The 14,063-nt window shown below is 64.6% G+C and carries 12 protein-coding genes; 9 read left to right on the top strand and 3 right to left on the bottom strand.

Annotated elements, in window-relative coordinates; genetic code table 11:
• The first annotated feature begins 27 nt into the window (after positions 1-27).
• Both lipA and JJE66_RS19530 read left to right on the top strand, forming a co-directional pair.
• A complete protein-coding gene (lipA, locus tag JJE66_RS19535; protein WP_200516068.1) occupies positions 28-984 on the top strand; it encodes a lipoyl synthase in 957 nt (318 codons plus the stop codon).
• Between the two features lie 6 nt (positions 985-990).
• Positions 991-1,473 carry a type II toxin-antitoxin system RatA family toxin gene (locus tag JJE66_RS19530; protein ID WP_200516066.1) on the top strand — a complete coding sequence of 161 codons (483 nt, stop codon included), beginning with the start codon at positions 991-993 and terminating at the stop codon, positions 1,471-1,473.
• Positions 1,474-2,110: 637 nt separating this feature from the next.
• Here the strand turns inward: JJE66_RS19530 and JJE66_RS19525 are convergent.
• Together JJE66_RS19525 and JJE66_RS19520 are read right to left on the bottom strand one after the other, a co-directional pair.
• A complete protein-coding gene (locus JJE66_RS19525) occupies positions 2,111-2,722 on the bottom strand; it encodes a CinA family protein (protein ID WP_200516064.1) in 612 nt (203 codons plus the stop codon).
• Positions 2,723-2,725: 3 nt separating this feature from the next.
• Positions 2,726-3,937, bottom strand: a complete 1,212-nt coding sequence (locus JJE66_RS19520) for a bifunctional 2-C-methyl-D-erythritol 4-phosphate cytidylyltransferase/2-C-methyl-D-erythritol 2,4-cyclodiphosphate synthase (RefSeq protein ID WP_200516062.1) — start codon at positions 3,935-3,937, stop codon at positions 2,726-2,728.
• Between the two features lie 280 nt (positions 3,938-4,217).
• Between JJE66_RS19520 and dusB the strand changes: the two genes are divergently transcribed.
• Genes dusB through ntrC form a run of 3 tightly spaced genes read left to right on the top strand, consistent with a single transcriptional unit; the run spans position 4,218 to position 7,843 of the window.
• On the top strand, positions 4,218-5,219 hold the full coding sequence (gene dusB, locus JJE66_RS19515) for a tRNA dihydrouridine synthase DusB (RefSeq protein ID WP_200516060.1): 1,002 nt from the start codon (positions 4,218-4,220) through the stop codon (positions 5,217-5,219).
• Positions 5,216-6,391: a nitrogen regulation protein NR(II) gene (locus tag JJE66_RS19510; RefSeq protein ID WP_200516058.1), complete on the top strand. Its 1,176-nt coding sequence runs from the start codon at positions 5,216-5,218 to the stop codon at positions 6,389-6,391. Before dusB ends, JJE66_RS19510 begins: the two co-directional genes overlap by 4 nt.
• Before the next feature lie 9 nt (positions 6,392-6,400).
• A complete protein-coding gene (ntrC, locus tag JJE66_RS19505) occupies positions 6,401-7,843 on the top strand; it encodes a nitrogen regulation protein NR(I) (RefSeq protein ID WP_200516056.1) in 1,443 nt (480 codons plus the stop codon).
• A 200-nt stretch (positions 7,844-8,043) separates the two neighbouring features.
• Here the strand turns inward: ntrC and JJE66_RS19500 are convergent, their stop codons facing one another.
• Entirely contained in the window at positions 8,044-8,190 is a 147-nt protein-coding gene (locus tag JJE66_RS19500) for a hypothetical protein (RefSeq protein ID WP_200518949.1), read from the bottom strand.
• A gap of 185 nt (positions 8,191-8,375) precedes the next feature.
• Between JJE66_RS19500 and JJE66_RS19495 the strand changes: the two genes are divergently transcribed.
• From JJE66_RS19495 to hflX, 4 genes are all read left to right on the top strand, one after another.
• Positions 8,376-10,775 carry a PAS domain-containing sensor histidine kinase gene (locus JJE66_RS19495; RefSeq protein ID WP_200516054.1) on the top strand — a complete coding sequence of 800 codons (2,400 nt, stop codon included), beginning with the start codon at positions 8,376-8,378 and terminating at the stop codon, positions 10,773-10,775.
• Positions 10,776-10,792: 17 nt separating this feature from the next.
• The gene (locus tag JJE66_RS19490; RefSeq protein ID WP_200516052.1) at positions 10,793-12,163 is read left to right on the top strand and encodes a sigma-54 dependent transcriptional regulator; all 1,371 of its coding nucleotides are present in this window, start codon (positions 10,793-10,795) and stop codon (positions 12,161-12,163) included.
• Between the two features lie 248 nt (positions 12,164-12,411).
• The gene (gene hfq, locus JJE66_RS19485; RefSeq protein ID WP_007591126.1) at positions 12,412-12,660 is read left to right on the top strand and encodes an RNA chaperone Hfq; all 249 of its coding nucleotides are present in this window, start codon (positions 12,412-12,414) and stop codon (positions 12,658-12,660) included.
• Positions 12,661-12,671: 11 nt separating this feature from the next.
• Positions 12,672-14,051 carry a GTPase HflX gene (gene hflX / locus JJE66_RS19480; RefSeq protein WP_200516050.1) on the top strand — a complete coding sequence of 460 codons (1,380 nt, stop codon included), beginning with the start codon at positions 12,672-12,674 and terminating at the stop codon, positions 14,049-14,051.
• Positions 14,052-14,063 lie beyond the last annotated feature (12 nt).

Raw genomic sequence — 14,063 nt, 5'->3', positions numbered from 1 at the left:
GTAGGACCTGAACAGACCGGACAGCCCATGGTCGTTATTGTCGACACCATCTCGAACCCGTTGCGCCCGCGTCACCCTGAAAAGGTGAACCGCCCCGATTCCGCTTCGCCGCCGAAGCCGGACTGGATCCGCGTGCGCGCGCCCAACACCCGCGGCTATGCCGACACCCGCAATATCGTGCGCGCCAACGGCCTGCACACGGTGTGCGAGGAGGCGGGCTGCCCGAACATCGGCGAGTGCTGGGACAAGAAGCACGCCACCTTCATGATCATGGGTGACACCTGCACCCGGGCGTGCGCGTTCTGCAACGTCAAGACCGGGCTGCCCAATGCGCTGGATGCCGCCGAGCCGCAGAACGTCGCCGAGGCCGTGGCCAAGCTTGGCCTCGCCCACGTCGTCATCACCTCGGTTGACCGCGATGATCTCACCGACGGCGGTGCCGAGCATTTCGCCCAGACCATCCGCGCGATCCGGGCAGCCTGTCCCTCGACCACGATCGAGATCCTGACGCCCGACTTCCTGCGCAAGGACGGGGCGCTGGAGGTTGTCGTCGCGGCCAGGCCCGACGTCTTCAACCACAATCTCGAGACCGTGCCGTCGCGTTATCTGACGGTGCGGCCCGGCGCGCGCTATTTCCACTCGATCCGGCTGTTGCAGCGGGTCAAGGAGCTCGATCCCACCATCTTCACCAAGTCCGGCATCATGGTCGGCCTCGGCGAGGAGCGCCACGAGGTGCAGCAGGTGATGGACGATCTGCGCTCGGCCGACGTCGATTTCCTGACCGTCGGGCAATACCTCCAGCCGACCCGCAAGCATCACGCCGTGATGCGCTACGTGCCGCCGGACGAGTTCTCGTCCTACGAAAAGGTCGCCTACACCAAGGGATTCCTGATGGTGTCGGCGAGCCCGCTCACCCGTTCCTCGCATCACGCCGGCGAGGACTTTGCGAGACTGAAGGCTGCGCGGGCCGCGACCGCGCGCTGAACTGATATGCCCAAATTTTCGAGCAAGCGCCGTGTCAATCACAGCGCATCCAAGATGTTTGATCTGGTCGGCGACGTCGAGCGCTATCCGGAATTCGTGCCGCTGTGCAGCGCGCTGAAGATCCGCCAGCGCATGGCAAAGCCCGATGGCACCGAGGTGCTGGTCGCCGACATGACGGTGTCGTTCAAGCTGGTCAAGGAATCCTTCACCAGCCGCGTGACGCTCGATCGCGCCAATCTGAAGATTCTCGTCGAATATCTGCAAGGTCCGTTCAGTAATCTGGAAAACCGCTGGACGTTCGAGCCCAAGGGGCAACAGGATGGTAATGACGTCTGCGACGTCGGTTTCTTCCTCGCCTACGAGTTCAAGAGCCGCATGCTGGCGCTGTTGATGGGCTCGATGTTCGATGCCGCATTCGCCCGCTTCTCCACCGCCTTTGAGAAACGCGCCGACGCGATCTACGGCCGGCCGAAGCTGGCGTCGTCGTAGTCTTTCCGGTCTGGCACGCTCTCTCCCCCGTCATTGCGGACGCGACAGAGCATGAGGAAATGCCGTTCACGACCACCTCGCGTCCCGAGCGCAGACATAGTCTCGCACCCTCGCGGCTCATTTCGCCCGAGCTTTGCTTCGTCGTGTCGCCCTCTTTTGTCAGAGGGCGCAGGGAAGACCGGGCACCGGCTGGCACCCGCGGTCCACTGTGCGAAGGTTGCGCTACAAGAGGCTGCACAGCGGCATACAGGTGAAGCCTAACACACGGCCTTCCCTGCGCAGTGGGTTGACGGCTTATGCCGAGCTCTCCCCGGGGAGCGATGCACTATTGCCCCCGTCGCCTTAGCGACACCCCCGAACAACGGGCCTTTCGCGGCATATTCAACTACAATGCGAGTCGGGCGCGGGGCTTTTCGGAGTGGGACCAGGGGATATGGCGCGCTGGAAACAATCGTGGAGCGAGGAAGAGCTCAGCAAGCTCAGGCAACTCGCTGGCACCAAGCCGATCACGATGATCGCAAAAGAGCTTGGCCGCACCACAGGAACGGTGCTTGCGAAGGCGATTGAGCAAAAGCTCCCGGTCATGCATCCGGACGCGAGAGCGGCGTCGCTTCGCTCACCCGGGCTACGGGATTGTTCACCCGCGCGGTGACCGCGGGGTCCGGCGCTTCACGACGTGACGACGCGGCGAGCGTGTCACGCGCGGACGCAGGCGGGTTGCCGCGGCAGGGCGGCGCGGCTTGGTCGCAGCTTGCGGGCCACGGGCAAGATCCATCAGCATGCGCAGCGCCTCGACAACTGAGCGTTGCCGCACGGTCGTGCGGCCGATCGCGCCGAAACGCTGCTCGCGATGAACGATGCGGCCATCGCGCGCGGCGACGGCGAAATGCACCAGCCCAACCGGCTTGCCGGGGGTGGCGCCCCCGGGGCCGGCAATGCCGGTGATGGCAACCGCAAGGTCGACACCGGCCCGCTCCAGAGCACCGATCGCCATGGCGATCGCGGTCTCCTTGCTGACGGCGCCGAAATTGGTGAGCGTGCCGGCCTCGACCCCTAACATCGCGCGTTTGGCGTCGTTGGAATAGGTGACGAAGCCGCGGTCGATGACGTCAGAAGAGCCGGGGATGTCGGTCAGGGCTCCGGCGACGAGGCCGCCGGTACAGGACTCCGCCGTGGCGATCGTCAGCTTGCGCATCCGGCACAAATCGAGCAGCGAGCGGGAGAGGGCGCGTGCGTCGCTGCCGCCCATGACCTAGACGCTCCAAGTCTTGTCGTTGAAAGTCTTTTCATTAAACGGGAGACGGATGGTGGCACTCGCAGTGGCCGCGATGCCTTCCTCGCGGCCGGTGAAGCCGAGCCGCTCGCTGGTGGTCGCCTTCACCGCGACGCGGGAGATGTCAACGCCGGAGATCTCGGCGATGCGCGCGCGCATGGTGTCGCGCAAGGGGCCGATCTTCGGCCGCTCGCAGATCATCGTCACTTCGAGATTGGCGATGCGGCCGCCGCGCAGGGTCACGCGCTCGATGGCGTATTTCAAAAACTGGTCGGAGGAGGCGCCCTTCCATTTCGCGTTGCTCGGCGGGAAGTGCGAGCCGATGTCGCCGTCGGCGAGCGCGCCGAGGATGGCATCCACCAGCGCATGAAGGCCGACATCGCCGTCGGAATGCGCCAAAAAGCCCCTGGTGTGCGGCACGCGCACGCCGCAGATCATGACGTGGTCGCCCTCGCCGAAGGCGTGCACGTCGTAGCCCGTGCCGGTCCTGATATCGCCGAGCAGGCTGGCCAGGCGCGCTTCCTCGCGCACGAAATCCTCGGGGGTGGTGAGCTTCATGTTGGCAACATCGCCTTCAAAGGTCGCAACCGTCAATCCCGCCCATTCGGCGATCGCGGCATCATCGGTAAAATCGCTGCGGCCTTGCTTTGCCGCGCGACGATGCGCTTCGAGGATGACATCGAAACGAAAAGATTGCGGCGTCTGGGCGATTCGCAAGCGTGCCCGGTCCGGCGTGTCCGCGACGTTGCCGTCTTCGCTCGTCACCTTGATGGTGTCGGTCACGGGGACGACGGGGATTGCCGCGCCCGTGCGGCTTGCCGCCTCGATCGCGCGCGAGATCACGCCTGCCGAGACGAAGGGACGCGCGGCGTCGTGGATCAGGACGATGTCGGGCTCGTGCTTGGCGAGCGCTTCGAGACCGGCGAGCACCGAAGCCTGACGCGTCGTGCCGCCATTGGTGGGTGCCTCGTGCTTGAGGCCTGCGACCGCTGCCGTGAACATCGCGCTGTCGTCGGGGTTCACCACCGGCTGCACCGCGAACACATCGGGATGGGTGCTGAAGGCTTCCATGGCGCGGAAGATCACCGGCACGCCGCCGATCTCACGATATTGCTTCGGGCCGCCGGCGCCTGCGCGCAGGCCACGTCCGGCCGCGACAAGAACGACTGCGGTGCGCTGTGATTTCGCCATAGGACTCAAATATTCAATTGCTAAGGGAAGCGTCGGGAGTGGGGTGATTAGCCGGCATGCCTCTAGCACGGCAGGCCCGCAAAAAAAGGGGGTTTCCCCGGATTGTGGGATTCAGCATTTTGCTGCACTGCACTTGAAAGATTTGCAGAACTGTCTAAACTGTAGGCATGACGCTTGACTGCACAAGAATTGTGCGCAAGATAGGTCAGGCAGGCGCGATGAGGCCCTGCCAGTCAACGAGACCACTGTGACCGGCCAGGCAGGATCAGGCACTAAGCCTTTGAAAATAGGTGACATTGAAGTCACTACCCCGGTCTTCCTGGCACCGATGTCGGGGGTGACGGACTCGCCCGTGCGCCGGCTGGCCGCCGAGCTGGGGGCAGGTCTGGTCGTCTCCGAAATGACGGCGAGCGATGAACTCGCCAATGGCCACCGCATGTCGCGGTTGCGCTGCGAAGCGACCGGGGTTGGGCCGCATGTGGTCCAGCTCGCCGGCTGCGAGGCGCATTGGATGGCGGAAGGCGCTGGGATCGCCGAGGCCGAGGGCGCCGACATCATCGATATCAACATGGGCTGTCCGGCCCGCCACGTCACCGGTGGCCAGTCGGGCTCGGCCCTGATGCGCGATCTCGATCACGCCGTCAGCCTGATCGAGGCAACGATTGCGGCCGTGAAAGTGCCGGTGACGTTGAAGATGCGACTCGGCTGGGACGACGGCAGCCGTAACGCGCCGGAGCTGGCGCGCCGCGCGGAAGCCGCCGGCATCATGCTCGTCACCGTGCATGGCCGCACCCGCTGCCAGTTCTACAAGGGCGAGGCCGATTGGGATGCGATCCGCGCGGTGCGCGAGGCGATCTCCATTCCGCTCGTCGTCAACGGCGACATCACGTCTTACGAGAAGGCGCTTGCGGCGCTTCAGGCCTCCGGCGCCGATGCCGTGATGATCGGCCGTGGTGCACAGGGCCAGCCCTGGTTGCCCGGCCAGATCGGTCGTCGCCTGAAGGGCGGGGCGGCTGAAGCCACGCCGTCGCTCGAGACGCAGCTCCATTATGTCCGCACGCTCTATGAAGGCGTCTGCGCGCTCTACGGCCTGCGCGTCGGGCTCAAGCATGCGCGCAAGCATCTTGGCTGGGCGCTGGATGTCGCCGCCGATGCGAGCGGCGCGCCGGTCGAAACGCTGAAAGCCTGGCGCCGGAAGATCCTGACCTCCGAAGACCCGCGTCTCGTTCACCAGTCACTGCAAGATGCTTTCGACGACTTTGCATGGAGCGCTGCTGCATGAGCTCAGCCGCTGAACATCGTCGGCCGGTTTCGTCCGACAGCGATGCGATCCTGGATGCCTTGCCCAATCCCGTGCTGCTGATCGGGCCGGACGGCAAGATCGTCGGCGCCAACATCGCGACCGAGGCCTTCTTCGATATCTCGACGCAATTCCTGAAGCGCCAGTCACTGAAAGAGCTGGTGCCGTTCGGCAGCCCCTTGCTGGCACTGATCGACCAGGTGCGCTCGTCGAACGCGGCGGTCAACGAATACAAGGTCGATCTCGGCACGCCGCGTATGGGCGGCGACCGCCAGGTCGATCTGCATGTCGCTCCGCTCACCGAGCGGCCCGGCCATATCGTGGTGATGCTCCAGGAGCGATCCATCGCCGACAAGATGGACCGGCAGCTCACCCATCGCAGCGCCGCGCGCTCGGTGATCGCGCTGGCAGCCATGCTCGCGCATGAGATCAAGAACCCGCTCTCCGGCATTCGTGGCGCGGCGCAGTTGCTCGAGCAGCAGGCGTCCTCCGAAGACCGCATGCTGACCCGCCTGATCTGCGACGAGGCCGATCGCATCGTCACGCTGGTCGACCGCATGGAGGTGTTCGGCGACGAGCGTCCCGTGGTGCGCGGCCCCGTCAACATCCATTCCGTGCTCGACCACGTGAAGCGACTGGCGCAGTCGGGCTTTGCCCGCAACATTCGCTTCGTCGAGGACTACGATCCGTCGCTGCCGCCGGTGCTGGCGAACCAGGACCAGCTGATCCAGGTGTTCCTCAATCTGGTGAAGAACGCCGCTGAAGCGCTGATCGACGTTCCCGACGCCGAGATCCAGCTCACCACCGCATTTCGTCCCGGCGTGCGGCTGTCAGTCCCCGGTCAAAAAACCCGGGTATCCCTGCCGCTGGAATTCTGCGTGAGGGACAATGGACCAGGCGTGCCGGACGATCTTCTGCCCAATCTGTTCGACCCCTTCGTGACCACCAAGCAGACAGGCTCCGGGCTCGGTCTGGCGTTGGTCGCCAAGATCGTCGGCGATCACGGGGGCATCATCGAATGCGAGTCTCAGCCGCGCAAGACCAACTTCCGCGTGCTGATGCCGATGTATTCCACATCGGCCAAACCCGCAGATCACAGCAGTCGCGACGGCTCTGCCGGGAAGTCGTCGTCTGCATCACAGGGGGCAAAATGAGGATTAACAATGCCCGCAGGTAGCATTCTCGTAGCTGATGACGATACCGCCATCCGCACGGTTCTCAACCAGGCGCTTTCCCGGGCCGGGTATGAAGTCAGGCTGACCGGCAATGCCGCGACGCTGTGGCGCTGGGTCAGCCAGGGGGAGGGCGATCTCGTCATCACCGACGTGGTGATGCCCGACGAAAACGCCTTCGACCTGTTGCCGCGGATCAAGAAGATGCGGCCCAATTTGCCGGTCATCGTCATGAGCGCGCAAAACACCTTCATGACGGCGATCCGCGCCTCCGAGCGCGGCGCCTATGAATATCTGCCAAAGCCCTTCGATCTAAAGGAGCTGATCGCCATCGTCGGCCGCGCACTCGCCGAGCCGAAGGAGCGGGTCTCGACGCCGGACGACGACGCCGAGATGGAGGCGATCCCGCTGGTCGGCCGTTCGCCGGCGATGCAGGAAATCTATCGCGTGCTCGCGCGCCTGATGCAGACCGACCTCACCGTGATGATCACGGGCGAGTCCGGCACCGGCAAGGAATTGGTGGCGCGCGCACTGCACGATTACGGCAAGCGCCGCAACGGCCCGTTCGTCGCGGTCAACATGGCGGCGATCCCGCGCGATCTCATCGAGTCGGAATTGTTCGGCCATGAGCGCGGCGCCTTCACCGGCGCCAACACCCGCGCCTCCGGCCGGTTCGAGCAAGCCGAGGGCGGCACGCTGTTCCTCGACGAAATCGGCGACATGCCGATGGAGGCGCAGACCCGCCTGCTGCGCGTGCTCCAGCAGGGCGAATACACCACCGTCGGCGGCCGCACCCCGATCAAGACCGACGTGCGGATCGTTGCGGCCTCCAACAAGGATCTGCGCGTCCTGATCCAGCAGGGTCTGTTCCGCGAAGATCTGTTCTTCCGCCTCAACGTCGTGCCGCTGCGGTTGCCGCCGTTGCGCGAACGCATCGAGGATTTGCCGGATCTCATCCGTCACTTCTTCGCGCTCGCCGAGAAGGATGGCCTGCCGCCGAAGAAGCTCGACTCGCTGGCGCTGGAGCGGCTCAAGCAGCATCGCTGGCCCGGCAACGTGCGCGAGCTGGAAAACCTGGCGCGGCGTCTCGCCGCGCTCTATCCGCAGGACGTGATCACGGCCTCCGTCATCGACGGCGAGCTCGCACCGCCCTCGGTCAGCCCCGGTGCCGCAGCCCAGCAGGGCGTCGACAATCTCGGTGGTGCGGTGGAAGCCTATCTCTCCTCGCACTTCCAGGGCTTCCCGAACGGCGTGCCGCCGCCGGGTCTCTATCACCGCATCTTGAAAGAGATCGAGGTGCCGCTGCTCACGGCCGCACTCGCCGCCACCCGCGGCAACCAGATCCGCGCCGCCGACCTGCTTGGGCTCAACCGCAACACGCTGCGGAAGAAGATCCGGGATCTCGACATCCAAGTGTATCGGAGCGGGGGTTAGTTTCTCGCGACAAACGCTAGACGTTTGCGCGGCGGTGGCTCAGCTCCCCCTACCAAAGGTGAGCTGAGCCTGTCCGGATCGCGCTGGCCCTTGTGGCTGACGCGGTGAGCAGAAGTCCGAATCGGGCTGAAATGTTCCGCTGGAACGTTCGAATGGGTCACCCGGCCGCAGTCACCCGGCCGCAGAATCCGGCGCCACACCTATCTGAGCAGGCGGGCAGCGACCGGCTCGATATTGGCCATTTCCGCGGTCTGATCCTGCCTGCTTGGGCCATTGACCAGGAGGTCAGAGGCCACGATCAGCAGCAGCACCGCCGACACCATCATTCCGAGAAAGAACCTGTCCATGCCGGGTCAAGCCGGAATGGCCGGATTCCGTTCCGGAGTATTTGCCCACGATCCGGCATCCTCTGTGGATGCGCGCGTCCGTCGCAGTGGGGGCGCCGCGGAATTGTCGCAATTCGGCAACAATGTGGTACGAATACATCAGTATCCGCCCGACGCGGACCCGTTTTCAGCACCCCATTGCCGGAATGACCAGCGCAGACACCTCGGCCGCATCCTTTGACACGGCCCCAGCGGAAGAGCCCCGGCGTTGGTCGGTGCGGCGCTGGCTTGCGCCGTTTGCGGTGGCGTTGGCGCTGCTGTCGGCCTTCCTGACCTTCCTGGTCCTGACCGGACTGACGGGTATCGATCCGACGCCGGAGGTTGTCCGCTCGTTCTACCTGATCAATGCCGGCACGATCCTGCTGCTGGTCGGGATCATCGTCCGCGAGCTCTGGCAGTTGATCCTGGCGCGACGGCGGGGCCGGGCGGCGGCACGCCTTCATGTCCAGATCGTCAGCCTGTTCTCGATCGTCGCCGTGCTGCCGGCCGTGCTGGTCGCCGTCGTCGCCAACGTCACCCTCGAGCGCGGCCTCGACCGGCTGTTCTCCGGGCCGACCAAGGAAGTGATCCAGAACTCGCTGACGATCGCACGCGCCTACATGCAGGACCACGCCCAGCTGATCCGCGGCGACATCATCGGCATGGCCAACGACATCGCCCATGCCCGGCCGCTGTACGACCAGGATCGCCGCTCGTTCCGCGAGATGCTAACGTCGAGCGCCGGCTCGCGCAATTTGCCGGGCGCGATGATCATCGACAAGAACACCAACATCCTGGAATCGGCCGACACCGGCATGCGGCTGGCCTATTCGCCGCCGGCGCCGGACTTCCTCAGCAACGTCAACGAGTCCGAGCCCGAGATCGCGGTGCTGCCCGACGCGAGCTACGTCGCCGCGGTGATCCGCCTGCGCGCCTTCAGCGACACCTTCCTCTATGTCGCGCGGCCGCTTGATCCCAACGTCGTCAATCAGCTGAAGCAGACCGAGGTCAGCGTTGCCGAATACGCCCAGATCGAGTCACGCCGGCTCGGCATCCAGGTGGCGTTTGCGCTGATGTTCGCAGTGATCGCGCTGACCATCCTGATGGCCTCGGTGTTGATCGGGCTGAACTTCGCCAACTCGCTGGTGGCGCCGATCCGGCGGCTGATGAACGCGGCCCACACGGTCTCGACCGGCGACCTGAATGTGAAGGTGTCCGTGCATCAGTCGGAAGGCGACCTCGCCCAATTGGGTGAGACCTTCAACAAGATGACGCAGGAATTGCGCAGTCAGCGCGACGAGCTCGTCAACGCCAGCGACCTCATCGACAGCCGCCGCCGCTTCATCGAAGCCGTGCTGTCCTCTGCGAGCGCCGGCATCATCGGCGTCGATACCTCGGGCAGCGTCGGCATCCTCAACCGCTCCGCCGAGAAGCTGATCGGCCATTCCGAGGCCGAGACGCTCGGCCATCCGCTCTCCGACGTGCTGCCCGAGCTCGACGAGATGATGACGGCGGCGCGGGAAGGGACCCAGCGCCTCGTGCAGGGCCAGATCACGATCACGCGCGACGGGCAGGAACGCAACCTCTCGGTCCGCGTCAGCGCCGAGAAGAACCAGCCGCACGACAGCTACATCATCACGCTTGACGACATCACCGAGCTGGTTTCGGCGCAGCGCACCTCGGCCTGGGGCGATGTCGCGCGCCGCATCGCCCACGAGATCAAGAACCCGCTGACGCCGATCCAGCTCTCGGCCGAGCGCATCCGCCGCAAGTTCGGCAAGGACATCACCGAGGCCAAGGACAAGCAGATCTTTGAGCAGTGCACCGACACCATCGTGCGCCAGGTCGACGATATCCGCCGCATGGTGGACGAGTTCTCGCGTTTCGCGCGGATGCCGAAGCCCGTGATGGAAGGCGAGGACGTCGCCGACACCGTGCGGCAGGCGGTGTTCCTGATGAAGGTCGCCCATCCCGAGATCGATATCGAGGCCGAGTTCAAGGAAGATCCGCTGCGCGCCCAGTTCGATCGGCGGCTGATCTCGCAGGCGGTCACCAACATCGTCAAGAACGCCACCGAGGCGATCGAGCAGGTCCCGCCGGAAGAATTGGGCAAGGACAACGGAAAGGGCCGCATCGACGTCGTGGTCTCGCGCGAAGGCGAGGACGTGCTGATCGACGTCATCGACAACGGCATCGGCTTGCCCAAGGTCGCGCGCTCGCGGCTGCTCGAGCCTTACGTGACCACGCGCGCCAAGGGCACTGGCCTGGGCCTGGCCATCGTCGGCCGCGTGCTGGAAGACCATGGCGGCCGCATCGAGCTGAAGGACGCCTCCGACTTCCGCGAAGGCCAGCGCGGCGCCTGGATGCGGATGCGCTTTGCGATCTCCGGTCGGCCTGCGAACGCCGACGGGACCGAGCCGGCGCCGGCGGCCGACACCCTGGATATCAACGAAACGTCTGCGGATTCCGTCAAGACGCAGGAAACAAATGAGCCGGCGGCCGAAACCAAAGAGCCGGATGAAAAGACCAATGATTCAACGAAGATCGAAGCCTCAACAGGCAGCTGACAAGACAGGCGCGACCCATGGCAAGTGAAATTCTGATTGTCGATGATGAGGCCGATATTCGGGATCTCGTTGCCGGCATCCTCGAAGACGAGGGTTTTGTCACCCGGACCGCACGCGACAGCGACTCGGCGCTGGCCGAGATCGCCAACCGCCGACCGCATCTGGTCTTCCTCGACATCTGGCTGCAGGGCTCCAAGCTCGACGGCTTGCAGCTGCTGGAGCAGGTCAAGAAGGACAACGCCGATCTGCCCGTGGTGATGATCTCCGGCCACGGCAACATCGAGACCGCGGTCGCCGCGATCAAGCGCGGCGCCTATGACTTCATCGAGAAGCCGTTCAAGGCCGACCGGCTGATCCTGGTCGCAAATCGCGCGCTGGAGAACTCTCGCCTCAAGCGCGAGGTGAAGGAGCTGAAGCAACTCGCGCCAAGCGCGAGCTCGCTCGTCGGCCGCTCGCCGAGCATGAACCAGCTGCGCCAGACCATCGAGCGCGCGGCGAAAGCCAACAGTCGCATCCTGATCGTCGGCCCCGCCGGCGCCGGCAAGGAGCTGACCGCGCGCACGCTGCATACGGCCTCGGGTCGCGCCGACGGCCCATTCGTGGTGATCAACGCGGCTGCGATCACACCCGAGCGCATGGAGAATGAGCTGTTCGGCATCGAGCAGTCCAATGGCGAGCATGCGCGCAAGCCGGGCGCGCTCGAGGAAGCCCATGGCGGCACGCTGTTCATCGACGAGATCGCGGACATGCCGCGCGAGACCCAGAACAAGATCTTGCGCGTCCTGGTCGAGCAGTCGTTCCAGCGCGTCGGCGGCACCGCCAAGGTGCAGGTCGACGTCCGCATCATCTCCTCCACCGCGCGCAACCTCGAGGAGGAGATCGCGGCCGGTCATTTTCGTGAGGATCTCTATCATCGGCTCTCCGTGGTGCCGATCCGCGTGCCCGCGCTGTCGGAGCGGCGCGAGGACATTCCGGAATTGATCGACTATTTCATGGAGCAGATCTCGGCCGGCAGCGGCCTGCCCAAGCGCCAGATCGGGCAGGACGCGATGGCGGTGCTGCAATCGCATGTCTGGCCGGGCAATGTGCGCCAACTCCGCAATAACGTTGAGCGAGTCATGATTCTGGCCGCCGGCGGACCGGAGGTGATCATCACCGCCGATATGCTGCCGCAGGATGTCGGCTCGATGGTGCCGGCGATGCCGACCAGCAACAATGGCGAACACATCATGGGCCTGCCGCTGCGGGAGGCCCGCGAAGTGTTCGAGCGCGACTATTTGATTGCTCAGATCAGCCGTTTCTCAGGAAATATTTCTCGTACGGCCGAATTTGTTGGCATGGAACGTTCGGCGCTGCACCGAAAGCTGAAGGCGCTCGGCGTCGGCTGATGTCGGCGGCCCGCGCCGACGATCAGGGATAAGCGAGGAAAATCATCGATTTCCGTAGTTTTTCGGGGCAATCGGACGAGCCCTGCCGCCGGAAGCGGCTTGCCTAATAAGCCGACCTGTCCTCTAATCAAACCGCTGTTCCTTCCGAGGGGGATCTCATGAGGGACGGCAACCGGAAGAAGGCCCACATTTTCAAAACAGGGCCGCAATCGGCGCAATAACAAGAAACTCAAAGCGAGAAAAAAACAATGGCGGCAGACCGCGCACAAAACCTGCAGGACACCTTCCTTAATCACGTTCGCAAAACCAAGACGCCACTGACGATCTTTCTGGTCAACGGAGTGAAGCTCCAGGGCATCGTGACCTGGTTCGACAATTTCTGTTTGTTGCTTCGGCGCGACGGTCACTCGCAGCTCGTTTACAAGCATGCGATCTCGACCATCATGCCGGGCGCTCCGATCCAGCTGTTCGAAGGCGGCGAGGATCAGCCGGCTTGAGAGTGACCTGATTGGAACCCCGGAATTTCGACGGGGATGCCGATCGTCCGCGATCGGCAGGGGCTCAACAAACGGGGCGGGTGCTGGTCATCGGCCCCTATTTGCGGGTGCGCGCAGGCAATGCCGACGCGCAATCGGAGAGTCTTGTTCTGCGAAACGCCGAGGCTCGGCTCGATGAAGCCGCCGGCCTCGCGCGCGCGATCGATCTCGTCGTTGCGGATGCCATCATCGCACCGATCAGCCAGATCCGCCCGGCCACTTACATCGGCAAGGGCAAGGTCGAGGAGATCGCTGCTCTGGCCAAAAGCCTCGACGTCGAGCTCGTGGTGATGGATTGCGCGCTGGCGCCGATCCAGCAGCGCAACCTCGAGAAGGAGTTGAACGCCAAGGTGCTCGATCGCACCGGGCTCATTCTGGAAATCTTCGGCCGCCGCGCCAAGACCAAGGAAGGCTCGCTTCAGGTCGAGCTCGCCCATCTCAACTACCAGCGCTCGCGCCTCGTGCGCTCATGGACCCATCTCGAACGCCAGCGCGGCGGGTTCGGATTCATGGGCGGTCCGGGCGAGACGCAGATCGAAGCCGACCGCCGCCTGATCCAGGAACGCATCTCCAAGCTCGAAAGCGAGTTGAAGAAGGTGCAGGCGACGCGGCGGCTGCATCGCGCCGGCCGCCAGCGCGTGCCGTATCGCGTGGTCGCGCTGGTCGGCTACACCAATGCCGGCAAGTCGACGCTGTTCAATCGCCTGACCCGCGCCGACGTGCAGGCCGCCGACATGCTGTTTGCCACCCTCGACCCGACGCTGCGCGCGCTGACCCTGCCGCATGGCGGCAAGGCGATGCTGTCGGACACCGTCGGCTTCATCTCCAACCTGCCGACCCAGCTCGTCGCCGCCTTCCGCGCCACGCTGGAGGAGGTGCTGGAAGCCGACGTCATCCTGCATGTCCGCGACATCTCGCACGAGGACGCGGAAGCGCAGCAGAGCGACGTCGATGCGGTGTTGCGCCAGCTCGGCATCAATCCCGACGATAGCGGCCGCATCATCGAGGTCTGGAACAAGATCGACCGTTACGATGCGGAGCAACGCGAAAATCTCCTGAACATCGCCGCGCGCAGACCGGAAGATCATCCGGCCATGCTGGTCTCGGCCGTGTCGGGCGAGGGGATCGAGGCGCTGCTCGCCATGATCGAGGAACGGCTAGCCGCCAAACGCACCACGCTCGATCTCTCCATCGACGCTGCCGACGGCGCCGGCATCTCCTGGCTGCACCGCAATGCCGAGGTGCTGGTGAAAGAGCTGCACGACGGCCGCTTCGACATGACCGTGCGGGTGGACGAGACCAAGCGGGATATCGTGGTGAACCGGTTCGACGCCGTGCCGCGCGTGGCGTGACCGGCTCGACGG

The sequence above is a fragment of the Bradyrhizobium diazoefficiens genome (assembly GCF_016612535.1).
GTDB lineage: Bacteria > Pseudomonadota > Alphaproteobacteria > Rhizobiales > Xanthobacteraceae > Bradyrhizobium > Bradyrhizobium diazoefficiens_C.
Note: the sequence above shows the minus strand (reverse complement) of the source record. Positions and strands in the feature narration are given on the sequence as shown.

Excerpts from the sequence above, each read along its gene's own strand:
- JJE66_RS19520 (WP_200516062.1), bottom strand. The coding sequence starts at position 3,937 with ATGGCGAAATCACAGCGCACCGCAGTCGTTCTTGTCGCGGCCGGACGT.
- JJE66_RS19495 (WP_200516054.1), top strand. The coding sequence starts at position 8,376 with ATGACCAGCGCAGACACCTCGGCCGCATCCTTTGACACGGCCCCAGCG.
- JJE66_RS19510 (WP_200516058.1), top strand. The coding sequence starts at position 5,216 with ATGAGCTCAGCCGCTGAACATCGTCGGCCGGTTTCGTCCGACAGCGAT.
- JJE66_RS19525 (WP_200516064.1), bottom strand. The coding sequence starts at position 2,722 with ATGGGCGGCAGCGACGCACGCGCCCTCTCCCGCTCGCTGCTCGATTTG.
- lipA (WP_200516068.1), top strand. The coding sequence starts at position 28 with ATGGTCGTTATTGTCGACACCATCTCGAACCCGTTGCGCCCGCGTCAC.
- JJE66_RS19490 (WP_200516052.1), top strand. The coding sequence starts at position 10,793 with ATGGCAAGTGAAATTCTGATTGTCGATGATGAGGCCGATATTCGGGAT.
- JJE66_RS19500 (WP_200518949.1), bottom strand. The coding sequence starts at position 8,190 with ATGGACAGGTTCTTTCTCGGAATGATGGTGTCGGCGGTGCTGCTGCTG.
- hfq (WP_007591126.1), top strand. The coding sequence starts at position 12,412 with ATGGCGGCAGACCGCGCACAAAACCTGCAGGACACCTTCCTTAATCAC.
- ntrC (WP_200516056.1), top strand. The coding sequence starts at position 6,401 with ATGCCCGCAGGTAGCATTCTCGTAGCTGATGACGATACCGCCATCCGC.
- JJE66_RS19530 (WP_200516066.1), top strand. The coding sequence starts at position 991 with ATGCCCAAATTTTCGAGCAAGCGCCGTGTCAATCACAGCGCATCCAAG.